This is a genomic window from Butyricicoccus sp., from assembly GCF_977037065.1.
The window spans coordinates 45,305-64,132 of the sequence record NZ_CDRQNY010000009.1 but is presented as its reverse complement, the minus strand read 5'-3'; the positions used below and the strand labels follow the sequence as shown (position 1 = coordinate 64,132).

The window sequence follows — 18,828 nt, the reverse complement described above, 5'->3', positions numbered from 1 at the left end:
AGGTAGCTGTCTATAAAGCGGGTTTTGAGAAACAAATACTATGGCAATTGCCGGACAAGGGTTGCTGACAAAAGGGATATGTACCGTAAGATATACTATCTAACAGATGGGGTGATTTTATATGCGAAAAGGAGCAGTATATAACTGCTCCTTTGAGGCTGAAGAAAAACCGAGGTACACAAGGTGAATTGCCGCATAGCGGCAAGAGAGGGTGGTCTGGACCACGCCCCCGGTTTTTATGAATTTGCTGCGCAAATTCTATTTTATGCGTGCTGTCGCACGAAGCACAAAATAGAAATCTGACTTTTTCGACAAGCTGAAAGGAGCAGTATATAACTGCTCCTTTTTCATGCCATCCGGCGTATTTGGTTTTACTTTTGAACGATTTTCTCGCACCAGCGCTGCATGATTGCGGCGATCTCGGCACGAGTTGCGGTGCCGGTCGGGGCAAGAAGGTTGCCGCTCTTGCCATTCAGCACGCCTGCGCCGACAGCCCACTGCAATGCGGGAATTGCGTACTCGCTTGCCTGCAGGGCATCCGCGTAGCTGAGAATGTTGGTGTCCTCGCCTGCGCTTACGTCAATGCCCTTGCTCTGTGCGTAGCGGTACAGGATTGCTGCCGCTTGTTCACGGGTGACGGCTGCATTCGGTCGGAACGTGCCGTCCGCGTAGCCGGTTACTACCTTGTTTGCCGCTGCCCAGCCGACCGCCTTGGCGTACCATGCGTCCGCCTTAACGTCGGAGAAGCTTGTCGAAGCGCTCTGCGGCTTGCCCTCCAGATTGAACAGAATCTGCACAAGCATACCGCGTGTCAGATTGCTGTTCGGTGCAAAGGAAGTGCCGGAAACGCCGTTCATTATGCTGTGCGTCAGCACATAGTCGATGGATACATGATACCACTTACCGGTGTCAACGTCCTTAAACGGTGCCGACGGACAATCCTTGCCACCGTCACACGGCTTGGTTTCGCCGGACGCGGCAAACGCCACATTGACCTTGGAGGACGGCATCTTGAAGGCGTATTTGCCGCTGCCGAGGTCGGTCAGCGCAACGGACTTGCCGTTCGCGTCCGTAACGGTCAGCGTACCCTCGCCGGAAACGGTCAGCGTTACAGTGTCGCCTGCCGCCGCCTTAGTCTTATCCGCCTTGACGATGTTCACCAGCGCAGACGGGATAACGATATCATAAGTGGTCGGCGCAACGGTACCGCCGCCGCCACCTGCACCGCCGCCGCCACCGGTGCCACCGGTGCCACCGCCGCCGCCGGAGATACCGCCGGTGCTCTTAAAGCTTACGCTGACGGAAACCGCTGCCGCATCGACCTTGTAAGTGCCGCCCGGCTGCTTGGTCGCGCCGGAAACGGTCAGCTTATCGAGCGTGTAGCCGGTTGCCGGATCTGCGGCAATGGTGAGTATATCGCCTGCCGCCAGCTTTGCGCCGTCTGTCAGAACGGTGTCGCCCAGCTTGACCGTCAGTGTGCCGTTTTGCGGTGCGGTAATGGTCAGAGGAACCATCGAATAGATGTCGGCCTTAAACGTAATAGTGCTGACAACCTTTTCCATGCGGATGCTCCAACTGCCGTCTGTCTGCAATGCGCAGCGCGTTACCGTACCGCCTTGGAAATCCAGATTGCGGATCAGATATCCATCTGCGGGGCGCATTGTAAATTCGATCGTGCCGCTTTTGCGAATCTGACGTTCCGTGCCGTAATCATTGGGCGTTCTGGAACTTGTGAGGAAGGTATACTTTGCGTTGTCGGCAGGCAGATCAAACAGCGTTACATTTTCAAAATCCACCTGCACCTTGCTGTTTTCGGTCGGAGTGAGCGTGAAAGTGTTGGAGAGCTCGTCTGCTGCCGTGCCGTTTACCGTCCACGCCTGAACCATCTTACCGGAATCCGGTGCGGCGGTCAGCGTCAGCGGAGCGCCCTTGGGTACCTGAATGCCGCCGGAGGCGTCAATGGTCGTGCCATCCGCGCGTTTAACGGTCAGCTTGCCGCCGTCACCGCAGACGGTCGTAAGCGTCACCATCTGGCTGACGCCGAATGCTGCGTCAATGATGTGGTCCTTCGTCACGTTGTTCAGGTTGAGTGTCAGCGCGTTGCCTTCTGCTGTGCCATCCAGCGTCCAGCCGGTCAGATACGCACCGCTGCTCGGCTGTGCGGTGAGAACAACCGCCGCATGGTGCGGAACGGTCAGCGTGCCGCCAGTAATAGCAACGTCTGCACCGTTTACCTTGGCGGAAACCGCGCCACTGCCGCTGATATTGACGGTGACGGTGTGTGTCGGAATCGGCACAAAGCGGACGTAAACCGAGGTGTTGCCGGTCAGCGGGTCAATGACATAGGTTGTGCTCTCCTCCGTACCGATGGCAGTGGTGCCTGCCGCGTCTGCGTACCAGTTTTCGACCATATAGCCCGTATCGGGCACTGCCGTAAACACAACGCGCGTGCCGGATTTTGCTTTGCCGTCTGCGTCCGGACCGGAAACCGTCAGCGTGCCGTTATCCGCGTCGCTGGTCGGGATCACGCCGTAGGTTACGGTGTATTCCGCGTCCGCGATTTCGTAGCACGCAATGATTTCGGTGTCCTTGGTGACGGTCAGGGTGTAGGTCGTTGCATCGGTTTTGTGCATCGTGCCGTTTACCTTCCAGCCGATGAAGGTGTAGCCGCTTGCCGGTGCGGACGCGGTGAACTTGATTTCCGTATCACCCTTGACGGTGCTGCCGCTCGTCAGCGATTTATCATTCGTAATGCCGCCGCCGGTCTGCGACGAGAAGGTCACTTCGTAGGATTTGCGCTCAAGCTTTACGCGGATATCCGCGCCTTGTGTTGCCGAAACGTCACAAGCGAGGCTGTTGCCGGTATACGGCTTGCCGTTTTGCTCGTAAACGGCGCCGTTCAGCGTCCAGCCTGCGATTTTGTAGCCGTCACCCAGGTTTTCGACCGTTACGGTCAGCTTGCCCTCGGCGGTGACGTTGTTGCCGTTGGCAATGGCATCGGGTTGACTCATGCCGGCACGCAGGAAGGCGGCGGACAGGCTTGCACCATGACCGGTGTCGCTGTCTTCGGCAATGCCGAAGGTAACAGCACTGCTGATCTCGGTGAACTGCACCTTGACCTCGTGTGCGGTATCGCTATCCGTGATGTTGAGCGTCGGCGCACCTGCCTGCTCCTTGCCGTCCAGATACCATCTCTGCACCTTGTAGCCCTGATTGGGCTGTGCGGTGAACATAACCTCCGAGCCGCTGAGAACTTCATTGCCGCTCCGGAGCGCGGTATTCGTGCCGTTGCGGGTCGCAACTGCGGAAAGCGTACCGTTTTCGCCGGAATTGTCGTCCTCCGGCGTGGTATCCACAACCGAGAAAGTGATTTTCGCGGTTGGGATTTTCTCAAATACAACGGAAACAGTCACATCCTCGGTGATTCCGTCGGCGTTCGGTGTATAGGTGTACGTCTGGTTATCCGAGTTTACAACCGCCGAACCGGAAACATCGTTGTCGTTTACCGTCCAGCCTGCAACGCGATAGCCGCTCTCCGGCTGTGCAGTGAAGGTCAGTGCACCCTTGCTGCCGCAGGGCAGATAGAAGCTGTTGCCGGTATGAGAATCGCAGGTCAGCGTGCCGTTTTCACCTGCCAAAAGCGTGATTTTCGGCTGCTGACGGAAGGTTACGACCAGAGCAGCGTTGCCGTTCAGCGAGGGGATTTGATAGGTACCGCTTGCGGTCGGCGTAACGGCGTTGCCATTCAGCTTCCAGCCGGCAATCTCATAGCCGGTGTTCGCCTTGGCGGTGAACTGAATGGTCGAGCCTTGAAGCTGGCTTTCGCCGCTCGTCAGCGCACCTGCGCCCAGCTTGACCGCCGATACCGTACCTGCCGCACCGGTGATTGCGGAGCCGTCCGCCATCTTGCCCTGAAAGGCTACGGTATAGCGGTTGAGTGCGGTGCATTTTACAACGAAGGTGGTGTTCTGGCGCAGATCATGCAGCGCCATGACGCGGTTATCGGTGCTGAGCGTGCCTGCTGTGTCAGGTGTTGCCGTCCACGAATCCACCAGCAGACCGTCCGGCGGCGTTACGGTGATGACCGGATTTTCACCGGTGTGCGCCGTATAGGTGAACACGCCGTCTGTGCCGATCAGCTCGGTGCCGCCGACCGAGACTTTTGCGCCGGTCAGCGGATTGCCGTCATTGTCCACCGGCTTAATGGTCACAACCGGCTGGCTGTTTGCGACAAAATATACGGTTACTGTCACATTCTCGGTGAATTTATCGAATGTATAAGTGCTGCCGGTGTAATTGTGCGTGCCGTCTGCGGTTTTGAGCGTTTCGCCGTTGACCTCCCAGCGATCGACCGCATAGCCGTCCTTGGGCTGCGCCGACACGCGGATGGTCTGACTGTAATTGACGTTTCCGCCCGAGACGAACGCACTGCCGAGTGCACCGTCCGTCAGGTAATTCGCGGTCACGCTGCCGATGGCGGTGCTGTCGGCTTTGTACGTCAGCGTGCTCGTACCGGCGGTGAAATTCACGGAAACATCTACGTTTTCGCTCAAACTGTCAATCGTGTAGCTGATGGCATTGTAGTAGGAGTCGCCCTGACCTGCAAGGTAGGAATCTCCAACCTTCCAGCGGCTGACGGTGTAGCCTGCCTTGGGTGCGGCGGTGAAGGTCACCTTGCTGCCTTTGGGCAGGCTGCTGCCGCTGGAAACCGGAAGCACTGCGCTCGCGGCGTCCGCCTGATAGGTGATGGAAACCGTGCCGTTGGTATCGCCCTTGGCGTTTACGGTGTAGCTTTTGCCGGAAAGCGTGTAAACCGCGTTTTTCAGCAGGATATTGTACTTCTCCTGCAAGGATTGAATCTTTTGCGAATCCTTTAGCGCGATATAGATCGGGTATTCACCCGGCAAAGCTGCGGAAACGCCTTCGGAGGTCAGCGTGTAGTCCGTACCCGCCGTTAGGGTGTCGTTGTCCCATGCCGCCAGACCGGAAACCTTTGCGGCGGCAGGCGTGCGGTTAGTGTCGTTCAGCGCCTTGCTCGTATCGGCAGCGGACAGCGTGAGCGTGCCCTTGCTTACGATAATAACCTTGGAATCGGTAAGCGTTTCGCCGCTCTTCTGATATGCTGCCGTAATGCGGTAGTTCGTCACCAGTTTGGGCGTAAATACGCCGTTTTCGAGGGTATAGTCTGTGTCGGATACTGCCGAAACGTACTGGCCGCTTACCAGCTTTTCCACCGTATAGGTCGCTGCGACATTCTGCGAAGCGCCCTTTTGACTGGTCAGCGTTGCGGCGAGATTTGCGCTCTCGCCGTAGGTGACGTTCGCGGGTGCGGTCAGCGACAGCACCGAGCGGTTTTGCTTGTTCAGCACGAAATAGACATTCACGGACGCGATGCTCGGCGCGTAGACGTCATCGCCGGAGTACATGGCGGTGATGGTTGCCGCGCCTTCGCCCTTGGGGGCAAAGCTGCTCAGAGCGGCTTTGCTTTCGCTGACAGGTACGGTAAAGCTCTGACCCTCAATGCCCGCGCCGGAAATCGTAAAGGTGACGGTTCCAGTCATGTCGGTCGGCTGCTTGCTGTCGTTGTCCGATACCAAAGCGGAGAGGTTATACGTTTTATCGCTCTTTACCGTTTCGGTGCCGGTGGTCGTTCCGGCGGTTTCAGTCGCCTGATAGACCGGTGCCAGGTTGTTGGCGTTGATTCCGTTGACAAGGGTTGCCGCATACTGCAATGTAAACGCGGAATAGGTCGCTTCGCCGCTCTTTGTGCACAGATAAACGGTATCCTCGGTGTTTTTCGCTTCGTAGAACGAATAGGAATCACTGCCTATGGTGCCGCTCCATTTGTGCTGAACAGTGTACAACTCGCCGTTGTAGGTAATCTGCGTCGTATCATCATCTGTCGAATCGCTGAGCGCAATCGTTCGGGTATCGGTCTTGCCGTCGTTATCGGTTACGGTGAGGATCGCCTGCGGTCCTTCGGATTGAATATCCAAAGCGCTGCCGATTTTGTCGGCGGAAAGCGCCGTGTCCTTATCCAGCAGACCATTGGTAAGCGCCGGCGGGGTACCGTTATAGGCGTAATACGCCGCACCGTTAAACCAGAAAAATTGGTTGCCACCAGAGAGCAGGGAATAGGTCTTATCACCGCTCGTCAGCGTTACCGCCTTCTGACCGGTGACAGTGGTTCCCTCACTGGTCGTCAGCGTGCCGCCGGACAGCCAAACGGTGCCGTCCTTCGGTGTGATTTGAATGCTGGTCGGCACGCGAGAAACGTCCAGTGCTGCGGATTTGGTGTACAGCGAACGGTTTTTCACATACACACGGCAGCGGTATGCATAGCCGTTTATCTCCTCCGCAGCGGTGATGGTGAGCTTCGGACCGTCCGCGCCGGAAACACCGGTGCTGTTTTTCAGTTCGCGCCACTGCGCCTTGCTGTCGGTCGTTTTCACCTGCCACTGATAGCTGACCGGCTTGGCGCCGCTGTCATCGGTGTAGGTCGCGGCGGTGGTGAAGGTCGCAGTTTTACCTGCGGCGGTCGAGGCGTCCTCCGGGTGGGTGGTGATCTCAAAATTCGCCGTACCGTTCAGCGTAGTAGCGTAGGCGATTGGGCTGTCGATACTGCTGCCCTTGGTTGGACTGACCGCGCGTACGCTGAACCGGTAATCGGTGTTGGCATCGAGGTCGGTCACCTGATATTGTGTTACCGTATAGGGGACTGTTGCGATCTTGTTGTATTCGCCATGCTGGTCAATCATGCTGATCTCGTAATATGCTGCGCCGCCGCTGGATTCCCATTCCAAATCCACCGTGCTGGTGCTGACCTCGGTAACGGTCAGATTCTGGGGCATTCTGGGTGGCTGATTGACGTTTTTGACCTCGTAGCCGACGATCCAGACCGGTGTTCCGCCAAGCTGTGCGTTGTTGACGATCAGCTTCCATTCGAAGCCGTACTGCGTTGCCTCAGCAGGCAGAGAATCGACCGTACCGGAGAACGCCGTGCCGTCCGCGCTGGACTTGCTCCAGCCGCCGCCTGCGCCGGTGCTGCCGGTCACGCCGACATAGCCCTTGTTGCCGAACAGTGCGCCGCCGCCGCCAACCTTGTAGTTCAGCTCCAGATTAAAGGCGTGGCTGTGTTCTTGGCCGGTCGTCTTGGTGATCTCCTGCGTGGTATCGGCAGTGGTGCTGCTTGCGCCCGTGTGCGCATAGGCACCGTTAAAGGCAAACTCGCGCGTACCGGCGGGTTGATTGGCGTAGGTTTCCGGTTCGCCGGGCGTGGAGTAAAGCAGGTTGCCGGAAATCGGCTCCAGCCCCTTGGTTTCCGCGGCGATCTCGTCATAGCTTTCCACATCGAGCACCGCAACGGTCGGATCGAGCGCTGCGGGCAGGATGGTAGTGCTCCACTGCTTACTGCCCGGGTCGTACATCTCATAAATATAGTACTGATACGGTATGGTGTACACAACAGCCATATCGCCGCCGCCTGCCTGCGCGTTGTAGGTGACGGAGTGCTCGATTTCGGTCGATTCTGCGTAGTCATAGCTGTAGCTTGCGGACAGCTCAACCTCGTATTCGCCGCCGGCGAGCGCCTGTACCTCGAGCGAGTGATATACGCCGAGCGCCTGCGAAACGCTTGCGGTTTTGGTGTCGCCGGTGGATTTGCTTGTGCCGTAGGCGGTGCCGCCGTTGCCGATGTAGTCATACGTTTCGTTGAGGTCGGCAAAGTATGGCGTCGCCTGCAGGACTGCGTATACTTCGGGATTGGTGTATACCGTATAGTCGGCAACGTAGCGCATGGTGATCGAGTCGTTACCGAAATCCGGCAGTGCCAGACTGACGAACGTACCCGTATTGTCGTTGCGGCGGCTGGATTCCGCGATAACGCCCTCCTGCGTGCTGAAGAACATATGGTTTGCGGTATAATCGGACGCGCCGCTCTTTGCGCCGGTCAGATATGCCGCACCGAGGTCCATCCAGTAGTAATCATCGCTGCCGTTGACCGGCTCCTCGCGGTGTACGCCGGCAACATAAACGAAGGATTCGCGCCATTTGTTGTCCTGATTTACCTCACTTTGGCCGGATGGGTTACTATCCACTACGCCCGCCTGCACATCGCTGATCCAGACCTGTTCCTTGGCCTTGTTCTTGCCGTTGATGTTGACCTGCGAGGTGCATACGCTGACGGACGAAAGCTGGGTCGTGATACCGCCGGTAGTGTCAAAATCGTAGATTTCTCCGCCGAGCAGTACCTCATCGTTGCTGTTGTTTGCACCGATGCCCTCCATATCCGCGCAGCCGAGCGCGATAGGCGCATGGACCGGACGGTAATAGTCCTCATCCGGGTCATCAATGTAGCTTTGCGCGATTTTCTTGCCGCTGTCACCGAGTGCCTGTGTGCGGTACTCGGACAGCTTAAACTTTTTCGACTGCGGATCGTAGTAGGCAAAGCGGTACGCAGCGGTCGTATACGCGCCGGAGTCATGCGCGGAAGAGGCGTTATTGCTCTGATAACCCGCTGCGATGAGCACCGTACCGGTGATGCCGGTATCCGGCAGGGAGAACGTGCCGAACGCGCAGTTTGCGGATACCATCGCCTGCTTGCCGTCGGCAAGCGATACGGTATCCAGACCGCTGACCGGCGTGAGCGTGCCGGATTCCTCGGTGAATACGGTCAGGTGCGCCGCCGAGGCCACATTGCTGTTGTCGGTCGGTGCGGATGCGGTAACGGCAATTTCCTCCTTGCCGTCGCGGTCAAGGTCGCCGCCGGCAAGCGTCACGACCGGGATTTTCTCGATCTGCCACTGCCACTGCGTTGCCTGCTGATACGAGGATGATTTACCGGCATTGATTTTTAACTCGTCAATGCGTTTCATGGAAGCGGTGTTGAATACATCCACATAGGCGTAGCGCGTGCCGTTTTCGTCTTTCCAGCGTCCGGCGTAGACGAACAGCTCGTCCTTGCCGTCGCCGTTCACATCTGCCGCGGCAACGTCCATGATGGCGTCCATTTCCTGCACATAACGGCGGGTGAAGTACGCCATGCCGCCGCCGTAGGTCATTTCTGCGGTAGCGGTCGGGGATAGCGTACCGGCAGGGGAACGCTTGCCGTTATCGTTTACCTTAAACAGTGCGAGTTCGAATTTACCGTCGTACTTTTCGCTGCCGATGGTGGTTTTTTCGCCGCGACCGTAAGCGCGCAGCTCGGCAATGTAGTTATCCTTGCCGTCGCCCTTGCTGAATGCCGTGCTTGTCGCATAGATACCGGAAAAGTCGTTATTGTTGTAATCGGTCAGGTTGCTGCTGTTCGAGCTGAGCTTGCTGGCGTAGGTGTTGCCGTATTTGCCCAAGCCGAGTCCGTAGCCGTTGACGGCATAGCGGATATACGCGCCGTCCAGATTGCCCTGCACATTGCTCTTGTTGTCGCCGTCCCATACAGCGGAATCGCGGTTGTTGGTCTCCATGCGGTCGAAGCCGTCCCGGATGAGGTAGCGGTTCGCCTGCGAACCGCTCGCCGCAACATAGACCTCGCTGGCGGTGAACGCCTGCGAAACGTGCTTCTTGCTGTACGGCGCTGTCAGAGACGCGCCCTTGTCCTCGGCATTGAGCGACAGACCGAGCGCCGCATAGGTGCTGCTGTCGATCTCGCGCTCCGGTATATTGGCTGCCGCTGCCTTTGGCAGTACGATCTGCGGCAGCATTGACAGCAGCAGTGCCGCTGTCAATGTCAAGCTGATCCCTCTTTTGTATTTCATTCTGTTATGCCTCCCTTATTGTATTCCGGCTGCTGCCGCAGCAGGCGGATGAGCTCCTGTGTGATTTGATCGGGTGGGACGGTATCGGGCGGTCCCACGGGATAGAAGTGTACGCCGAGTCGCCGCGCTTCTGTGGAAAACTCGGGTCGGCGGCACAGCCACAGTATGCGCTCTCCGGGCAGATGGCTGCACAGAAAATCGCACGCGGTCAGTCCCGCCGCGCCTTGATAGCCGACTACCGCCAGCCGGATCGGTACACCGTCCCGCAGGGCATAGGCAAGCCGAACGTCGCCGCGCCGGTCGGGTGCATCGGCAAAATACAGCACCGGACAGCCACACGCCTGTTCTGCTGCGCGGAATTGCTCGCGGTCGATGCCGCAGCAGGCAATATTCATGCAGATTCCCTCCTCATGGTGTTGATCGCGCTGCGCAGTGCCGCAGTTGAAGCATCGCGCAGCAGGAATGCTGTCACGCGATATCGGAACGCGAACACCGCGTATTCCATCTCATCTGCAATCCAGAGGATAGGCAGCAGCGGCGCCCGCTGCCGCAGCTCGCGTACCGCTGTCAGACCGTCCGGACCATCCAGTGCCACAACTGCCGCATCGTAGGCGGCGGTGCAGCCGGAGAGCGCGGAAAGCGCGTTGAATTCATCAACCGGCAAAGGCTCTTCGGGAACAGCAGCGCACAGCCGCGCCTCCCACAAGTCACCGTCCAGATATCGTGCCAGCAGTGCCAGATGCATATGTTCTCCTCCTCATCAGTACGCAAAATTTACTCACAAATCGCTCTTGTTCAATTATGCGGGATTGCCATAAAAAGACAGACTCCGTATCGAGTCTGGCTGATTATAGTAAACTACGCTGTCAAGCCCGCGGCAAGCGGTTTTACCGAACGGCTGCTTTTAGCGACCAAACGGTTGCTCGACCGCGTTGTTTTTGTGCTATAATGAAACTGGGATAATTTGTTCAGGAGGCGTTGTATGCTGCGTATCGCGATTATAGATGATCTGTCCGCCGACCGCGCGGTTCTGCGGGAGGCGCTCGAGCGGGAGCTTGCTCCGCGCGGCGCTGTGTTCACCATCGAGGAGTTTGCCTCCGGCGAGGAATTTATCGCCGCGTTCGTGCCCAGACGGTATGACGCCGCATTTATTGATATTTACATGGGCGAGGTCAGCGGCATGGAGGTCGCGCGGCTGCTGTATCACCGCGACCCGGCTTGCCGGATCATTTTCCTTACCACCAGCCAGGAATTTATGTTGGAAAGCTATGCGGTGCGCGCTACCTACTATTTGGTTAAGCCCTTTGCCGAGGAGCGCCTGCGGCAGGCGTTGGATTTCTGCTTTCCTGCGCCCGATCCGTCCGATCTTTTGACTGTACCCACCAAAAGCGGCGTGCAGATGCTTTCCCGGCGGGAGATTGTGTGCATCGAGTCGATCGCACGGCGTGGCGTGGTGCGCCTGTGTGAGTACAGTATTGAGAGTGCAGCGACCTTTGCCGAACTGACCGCGCCGCTGGAGACGGACAACCGTTTTCTCGGCATCGGGCGCGGTATTTTAATCCAACTCGGGCATGTAGCCGCGCAGGAGGGCAGTGATTTTATTATGGATAACGGACTTCGTCTGCCGATTGCGCGGCGCTGCCGCAGCGAGGTGCTGCGCAGCTTTCAGGCGTTTGCCCTGCGGGAAATGGAGAGGGGATTATGAGAGCATATGCGAAGCTGATTTTGCCGCTGCTGTGCGCGGCAGCGTGTACCGGCGCGGCATTGGCGGGCGAACTGCCGGATCTGCCGGAGCACGGCGCGGAGCAGCCGCCTGCCATTGCGGAAAATCAGCCTGCCGATACGGAAACCATCGAGGAAACGCCGGAAGTATCGGATGAAAATGAGGAAAACGGCGCGATTCAGCCGGCAGAACCCGATATGGACAGCGGCTTTTGGATCGAGCCCGAACCGGAACCCGAACCGCCCGAATCCACGCCCGAACCGGAACCGGAAACCATCGTGCTGACGCGCTTCGACACACAGGTGAATGTTGACGTAGCCGCGATTGCCTGCGGAGATGCGGACGCGCTGCACGCCTTTTTCCGTGATACGAGAGACGGCTTGTGCGGCTATGATGCGGATGGCACACCCTATGACTTTTTCACCGGAGCGTGGGAGCTGTCGGCGGTCGATTGGAATACGCCCGGCGTGTATGATGCTGTGGCGCCGCTGCTTTTGGTCGATGGGGAGGACAGAGCGTGCTTTTCGCTTGCCGAGGGCGTGGAAGCGCCGATGATTCGCTGTCGCGTGAGCGTACAGCAGACCGGAAAGCCGGAGATTGGTGAGTTCATCACGGCACGCGGTCAGATGATTTTTCCGTGGGTGCTGACCGAGGAGCAAAAGGCGCAGCGCGACCGGTTCACGGTATGGCTTAAGCGGGAAAACGGTGCATGGGAGGCGCTGACGCGCGGGATTTCGGTCGGGACGGACGCGCTGAAACTCTATCCGCAGACCTGCGGACTGACATCGGGAACGACCTGTGCATTGCAGGTGGAATATCCCGGAGGGCAGACCGGCATTCTGACCTTTACATACGACGTCGCTCCGCTCAAGCACGGCTACAGTGCGGGCAGCCGCGACGGCGGCGGTGAGGATACCTATCTGCCGGATATTATTCAGCCATCGCCCGGCGGCTCACATTCGGGCGGCTCGCACCATCGACCGAGTACCTCCGAACCGGCAGCGGACGAGCCGGAAACGCCGTCCGAAGATGCCGCTCAAGCACCCGAGCCTGACCTGCCCGCAGACGATGAATCGGAGACGCCCGCAGCACCGGAGAAGCCGGAAACGGCAGTCCCCACCGTTCCTTTCATTGCTGCGCCGTCAAGGCTTGAGAACGAGGCAACGATACCGACACCGCCGGTGCTGCGCGGTCAGATCGAGAGCCGACAGCCGGTGCAGCGGCAGCCCGCTGGCGCGCCGTCCGGCGAAGTCAAGCAGCCGGTTGCGGCGGAGCCGGCCGCGACTGTCCTTGAGCAGGACACCGCAGACGGTGCGGTGCTTTCCGGTACGCGCCTGCTGGCGCTGATCGAGCTGGACGAGCCGTTGACGCTGAATAAAAACGGTATTGCCTTTTCGCTTCCGGTCGATACGCTGCGGGCGCTGGAGCTGACCGATGCGGATACTCTTGCGGTTACGCTCACTCGATCGGCAGAGGGCAGAGCACAGGTGGAACTGCGGCTGAACGGAGAGAAGATCGACCTGCCGGACGGTATGACGCTGACGACCGATGAGGCAGAAGCACCTGCCGAACCGGAACAGAAGCTGCCGTTTGCGGCTGCAGGCGCGGCCGTGCTGGCGGCAGTTTTCGGTCTGATGTGGTGGAGGAAACACCTGTGAGCCGGTTCTTTCGCCGTTTGCTGACGGCTTTGCTGGTATTTACGGCGGCATCTGCGTTCTGCCTGCTGTTGTACCACTATGACAACAAATATACGCAGTCTGCGCCGCAGGCAATCGCCGGAACGCTGTTCGTTTCTGAGGACGATTTGGCGGCGTATCCGGTGCGCAGCCTGTGGAACGGCTGGAATTTCTATCCCGATGTGCTGCTTTCCCCGAAAACCTGCGAAAACCGCGATAAAAGCACTGTTCGTTCAGTGCAGATTGGCGCATACAGCAATTTTGCTTTCGGCAGCACGGAACGGACGCCGCATGGCTGCGGCACCTATATGCTGACGCTGCTGCTGCCCGAAACGCCGCGGCGGTATTTGATCGAGCTGCCCGAGATCTTTTCCGCTTACCGGTTTTATATTGATGACGAACTGGTGCTCTACGCAGGCGAGACGAACGACGAGCAGTACCGCTCGCGGCTGCAAAACCGTGCGGTCAGCTTTAAGGGCAGCGGCACGGTGCGCCTGCTGCTGGCGGTGCGAGATGAAAGCTGGATATACAGCGGTATGACCTATCCGCCGGCGTTCGGTACAGCGCTGGGCGTGAATACCCAGCGTGCGGTGCGCGTGTGCATCTCCGCCGCTATGCTGACACTTATGCTGCTGTTTGCGTCCTTTGCGCTGTGGCTGTGTCTCGGCTCCATGCGGTGCCCGCCCAATTCACGGCTGTTTCTGCTGCTGAGTCTGAGCGCGGCAGTGCTGCTGTCCGGTCCGGTCGTTCATGCGCTGAAGGCGCTGCCGGTGCAGCCTTGGTACACCATCGAGCTGGTCAGCGGCTACCTGACCACGCTGCTGATCGTTCTGCTGCATGGACGTATTTGTGCGCTGCCGAATGCCGCGCACAAGGCGGCGGTTCTGGTCTGCGCCGGCATATGTGGTGCGGCGCTGCTGTGCGGTGCGTGTGCCGCGCACCTGTCCGAATGGAGTATCCGCGCATTTTCCGATCTGACGGTGCTGTTTCGGCTGGCGGTGACAGTCTATCTGCTCGGCTCGGCCCTCTATGCGGCGCGCCGACGGGAATGGCACGCCGGAGCGCTGTTCTGCGCGGATATTTTCTACGGCACGCTGTTTTTGTGGGACTGCCTGCTGCCTGCCTACGAGCCGATTCTCGGCAAATGGTTTTATGAATGGGGCTGTCTGCTGTTGGTGTGCGTGCTGGGCGCGGTGTTCTGGCAGGATATCGCACAGGGCTACCGACGCAGCCTGACCTTTACGGAGGAGCAGCGGCAGATGGCGCGGCAGCTTGCCATGCAGAAGGCGCATTTTGCGCAGATTTCGGAGAAGATTGAGGAAAGCCGCCGACAGCGGCACGATTTCCGACAGCATCTGCGCACGATTGCGGGTATGGCGGGCGATCCGGAGGCGCAGCTCGCGTATATCAGCCGCATTACTGCGCTGTCCGAAGCGACCCGACCGGAAAGCTACTGCCACGATCCGGCGGTGGATGCGATGCTGTACTATTATGTCAGTTCTGCGCGGCGCACAGGAATTCGGGTGTCGGTTCGTGCCGAGCTGTCCGAGGATACCGCTGCGTTCAGCGTGCAGTTCTGCACCATACTGGGGAATCTGCTGGAAAATGCGCTGGAGGCGTGCTGGAGACTGCCCGAAAGCACGGAAAAGTCCATCTGCCTGTACATGAAGCAGCAGTTTCGGCGGCTGTATGTGGTGCTCGAAAACAGCTATGACGGCGAGGTGAACCGGCGCGGCAGTGCGTTCCTTTCGCGCAAGCATACGGGCAGCGGAATCGGAACCGCCTCGGTGCGCGAGCTGACTCGCCGTCTTGGCGGAACGGTGGAGTTCGAGCCGCAGGAAAGCATATTCCGCGTGGTGCTCATCCTGCCGGAACGTGCGGATGAAGAAGAATAGCGAGGAAAACACCTGCTTGGACGTAGCCCCATGTCCTATTTGTGAAACAGAACAAGAACCCGATACCGTGCTTTACACCGTATCGGGTTCTTGTCATCTTCGTTATTCGCTGCGGCTCTCGGACTTACTCCTCGTTTTTCGGCTTTTTCTTCTTCGAGGCAGTCTGCGTGCGCAGATATTGATATGCCCACTGGCTGAAATACGGCGTTGCATTGAACAGATAGGTCGAGTTCAAATACGCGTCTACCAGTTCTTCAATGGTGCCCGGCCGATAGCCGTACATTCCCTGTTCCATACGCAGGCTGTACCCATCGTGCTTCGCCTCCAGACGCATGAACTTCTTTGTGTCTCGGTTTACTTTAGCAAGGCGGTTCAAATAGTCTTTCGCCTTGTCGAACTGGTTCTGCTTGTAGTACAGAATGGCCAGCGGAAGCAGCATCTGCGTTTCCTCATAAGCTCGCCAGAACTCGCCTTGAAATTCCTCGAAAATGCCATTTCGTCCAACTGCTTCTCTGCCTGTTCCATCAAGCACTGCAGCCCGGGCAGCTGTTCGTTCGGCTGCTTTTCGTGCTCCGCAAGCAGCAGCTCCAACTGCACGCCAATATTTTCCGGCTCGACTTCGACCGCTTTGTGCAGGTATTCCAGCCGTTTCTTCTTAGAGCTTGCCGCCTCCGCCAGCTCCAGATAATCGGATGCGTCTTCCGGCTCGGTCTGTTTCGGCTGCAACCGGCTGTTGTGCTGCGACATAAAGGTTATCGCCAGACGATGCATGCTGTCCTCATCGGTGATTTCGTCCTCATGCTCGCGCAGGAACTGCTGAAGCTCTCTTATCGTCTTTTCTGTATCTCTGCTGCTCATAAGCTGCACCTCATCTTTTCATTTTGTTTTCGGCTTCGCCGTTGGGTGCACTGTTTCTGCATCGAAACGGTGAAAATAGGTTATCCGCATAGCGGCTTTCCACACTGCCGTGATGTATAAGCTCTACTCAGATGAGCGGTTTCTCACTCCGATGTAAATCTTCACTATAATTGAACAAGAGCGCTTTAATTGTGCGGTGTTTCCCAAGGTCTCTGCACAGGAAATGCACTGTGCAGGAACCTGCTGCTCTGCGTACATTTGAATCGGTGTACACAAAAGATATTGTCAATCTGCACAATTTGAAATGCAGTGTTTTAAGCAAGGTGCCGTATTTGTAAAAAAACTAAAAATTATCACCCCTAATGTGAAGATTGTGTGTTTTCTAATTTCGGCGACTTTGATAAAATCATCACAAAGAAATGACACATGAGGAGGGAAGAACAGCATGGAGTATGTACTGGAAATGAAAGATATCAGCAAGTCTTTCCCGGGCGTAAAGGCGCTTGATCATGTGCAGCTTCAAGTGAAGCCGGGCGAGGTTCACGCGCTGATGGGCGAGAACGGTGCCGGTAAATCCACCCTGATGAAAATTCTGATGGGCATTTACACCAAGGACGAGGGCGGCGAGATCATCTTCAACGGTCAGCCGTATCACGTTTCTAACCCGAAGGAAGCCATGGACCATGGTGTTGCCATGATCCATCAGGAGCTGAACCCGATTCTGGATATGTCCGTGTATGAAAATATCTTCGTCGGACGCGAGCTCCGCAAAAACGGTCTGGTCGATGCAAAGGCAGAGATCGCAGAAGCGGAAAAGCTCATCAAGGAGTGCGGCCTGCACGTTTCTCCGAAAGAAAAGCTGCGCAACCTAACCGTTGCACAGTGCCAGCTGATCGAGATCATCAAGGCAATTTCCATTAACGCAAAGGTCATCGTCATGGACGAGCCGACAGCCGCCATCACCGACCGCGAGGTCGAGCTGCTGTTCGAGCACATCCGCAGCCTGACCGCAAAGGGCGTTGCCATTATCTATATTTCGCACCGTATGGACGAAATCTTCTCCATCTGCGACCGTGTCAGCGTTTACCGCGACGGTCAGTACATCGGTTCGGGCGACACCAAGGACCTCGACGAGGCTCAACTCATCAAAATGATGGTCGGCCGCGAGATTACCGATGTATTCCCCAAACTGGAGGCCGAAATCGGCGATGTCGTTTTTGAGGCGAAGAACATCGTCCGCGCGGACAACAAGGTAAAGGGCGTCAGCCTTTCCGTCCGCCGCGGCGAGATCCTCGGCATCGGCGGTCTGGTAGGCGCGGGCCGCAGTGAGCTGGTCGAGGGCATCTTCGGTATGCACGAGCTGGCCTCCGGCGAGATCTTCGTCAAGGGCAAGCAGGTCAAGGTCCATTCTCCGAAGGACATCATCAAGGAGGGCGTGGCCCTCATCACCGAGGACCGAAAAGTCACCGGTCTGAACCTCAGCGGCTCGGTAAACGACAATATCGCCATGGTAGCCATCAAAAAGCTGCTCAGCCACGGCCTTTACAACAAGAACAAGGCACGCGCCGCTTCCATGGAGTACATCAAAAAGCTGAACATCAAAACTCCTTCCGGCGACCAGATTACGGGCAACCTGTCCGGCGGCAACCAGCAGAAGATCGTTATCGCCAAGTGGCTGCTGAACGACCCGGATATCATCATCCTCGATGAGCCGACCCGCGGCATCGATGTCGGCGCCAAGCGCGATATTTACCTGCTGCTCGGCAAACTGGTGCAGCAGGGCAAGGCCGTTATCATGATTTCGTCCGAGATCCCCGAACTGATGGGCGTCTGCGACCGCATCATGGTAATGTGCGAAGGCAATCTCTCCGGCGAGGTGAAGCGCAACGAGTTCTCGCAGGAACGCATCATGACGCTGGCATCCGCGCTTGAAGTATAAAGGAAGGGGAACAACATGAAACAGAAAAATCTTAAGGGACTGATCAGTGAATACTTCATCTTCCTGATCTTCATTGCACTGGTCGTTGTGCTTACCTGCCTGAAGCCCAGCTTCATCGCACCGACCAACCTCGTGAACATCCTCAAGCAGGCTTCCATCAACGGCATTCTGGCGTTCGGCATGATGTTCGTCATCATCGCAGGCGGCTTTGATATGTCGGTCGGTTCCACCGTTGCATTCACTGGCATTCTGGCAGCGCTGCTCGGCAAGGGCGACCTGCCGCTGATCGTGCCGCTGGTCGTTGCGATGCTGGCCGGTCTGGCAGTCGGCATGGTAAACGGTATCGGCGTTGCCATCGGCGATTTGCCCCCGTTTATTATGACACTCGGCTCGATGACGGCTGTGCGCGGTCTGGCTCTGCTTACCTCCAACGGCAAGCCGATTACCGGCATCAGCAAGGAATACAAGGCGGTCGCTGCCTCCTCTATCGCAGGCATCCCGATGCTGTCCGTCTTTCTTGTAATCGTTATCATCATCTGTGCATTTGTTTTATCCAAAACGGTTTACGGACGACGTGTTTACGCCTGCGGCGGCAATCTTCAGGCGGCCCGCGTTTCCGGCATCAACACCACTGCCATCCGCATTTCCACGTTCGCCATTGCCGGCCTGCTGGCTGGTCTGTGTGGCTTCCTGATGACCTCCCGCGTTACCATCGGCCAGCCGACCGCGGCTGAGAGCTACGAGATGGATGCCATCACGGCGTGCGTTGTCGGCGGCGTATCCATGACCGGCGGCGTGGGCAAGCCGTGGGGCGTTGTCATCGGCTGTCTGCTCATCACCGTTATTGCAAACGGTCTGGACATTATGGGTGTATCGTCCCACTGGCAGAAGATCGTCAAGGGCGTTATCATTGTGGTAGCTGTCCTGATCGACGTAAAGGGAAAGACCAAGAAAAACTGATTTTTGCTGATAAAGAGGCAGCGGG

General features: G+C 57.5%; 10 protein-coding genes. 5 read left to right on the top strand and 5 right to left on the bottom strand.

Features of this window, described 5'->3' with window-relative positions:
* Nucleotides 1-371: 371 nt before the first annotated feature.
* From ACWVX6_RS05100 to ACWVX6_RS05090, 3 genes are read right to left on the bottom strand one after another with little or no spacing between them, the layout of a single operon-like run.
* Complete coding sequence (locus ACWVX6_RS05100) at nt 372-9,752, bottom strand: InlB B-repeat-containing protein (protein ID WP_455152529.1); 9,381 nt, start codon at nt 9,750-9,752, stop codon at nt 372-374.
* Entirely contained in the window at nt 9,749-10,147 is a 399-nt protein-coding gene (locus ACWVX6_RS05095) for a hypothetical protein (RefSeq protein ID WP_455152528.1), read from the bottom strand. Before ACWVX6_RS05095 ends, ACWVX6_RS05100 begins: the two co-directional genes overlap by 4 nt.
* The gene (locus ACWVX6_RS05090; RefSeq protein ID WP_118360898.1) at nt 10,144-10,497 is read right to left on the bottom strand and encodes a response regulator; all 354 of its coding nucleotides are present in this window, start codon (nt 10,495-10,497) and stop codon (nt 10,144-10,146) included. Before ACWVX6_RS05090 ends, ACWVX6_RS05095 begins: the two co-directional genes overlap by 4 nt.
* A 237-nt stretch (nt 10,498-10,734) precedes the next feature.
* Between ACWVX6_RS05090 and ACWVX6_RS05085 the strand changes: the two genes are divergently transcribed.
* Genes ACWVX6_RS05085 through ACWVX6_RS05075 form a run of 3 tightly spaced genes read left to right on the top strand, consistent with a single transcriptional unit; the run spans nt 10,735 to nt 15,046 of the window.
* A complete protein-coding gene (locus tag ACWVX6_RS05085; RefSeq protein WP_455152527.1) occupies nt 10,735-11,457 on the top strand; it encodes a LytR/AlgR family response regulator transcription factor in 723 nt (240 codons plus the stop codon).
* Entirely contained in the window at nt 11,454-13,133 is a 1,680-nt protein-coding gene (locus ACWVX6_RS05080) for a hypothetical protein (protein WP_455152526.1), read from the top strand. Before ACWVX6_RS05085 ends, ACWVX6_RS05080 begins: the two co-directional genes overlap by 4 nt.
* A complete protein-coding gene (locus tag ACWVX6_RS05075) occupies nt 13,130-15,046 on the top strand; it encodes a sensor histidine kinase (protein ID WP_455152525.1) in 1,917 nt (638 codons plus the stop codon). The genes ACWVX6_RS05080 and ACWVX6_RS05075 overlap by 4 nt, the downstream gene beginning before the upstream one ends.
* 124 nt (nt 15,047-15,170) lie before the next feature.
* Here the strand turns inward: ACWVX6_RS05075 and ACWVX6_RS05070 are convergent, their stop codons facing one another.
* Both ACWVX6_RS05070 and ACWVX6_RS05065 read right to left on the bottom strand, forming a co-directional pair.
* On the bottom strand, nt 15,171-15,485 hold the full coding sequence (locus tag ACWVX6_RS05070; RefSeq protein ID WP_455152524.1) for a hypothetical protein: 315 nt from the start codon (nt 15,483-15,485) through the stop codon (nt 15,171-15,173).
* Nucleotides 15,419-15,904, bottom strand: a complete 486-nt coding sequence (locus ACWVX6_RS05065; protein WP_455152523.1) for a hypothetical protein — start codon at nt 15,902-15,904, stop codon at nt 15,419-15,421. Before ACWVX6_RS05065 ends, ACWVX6_RS05070 begins: the two co-directional genes overlap by 67 nt.
* A gap of 445 nt (nt 15,905-16,349) precedes the next feature.
* Here ACWVX6_RS05065 and ACWVX6_RS05060 point away from each other — a divergent pair, with 445 nt between their 5' ends.
* Together ACWVX6_RS05060 and ACWVX6_RS05055 are read left to right on the top strand one after the other, a co-directional pair.
* On the top strand, nt 16,350-17,843 hold the full coding sequence (locus ACWVX6_RS05060) for a sugar ABC transporter ATP-binding protein (protein WP_455152522.1): 1,494 nt from the start codon (nt 16,350-16,352) through the stop codon (nt 17,841-17,843).
* A 15-nt stretch (nt 17,844-17,858) separates the two neighbouring features.
* Nucleotides 17,859-18,803, top strand: a complete 945-nt coding sequence (locus tag ACWVX6_RS05055; RefSeq protein ID WP_455152521.1) for an ABC transporter permease — start codon at nt 17,859-17,861, stop codon at nt 18,801-18,803.
* Nucleotides 18,804-18,828 lie beyond the last annotated feature (25 nt).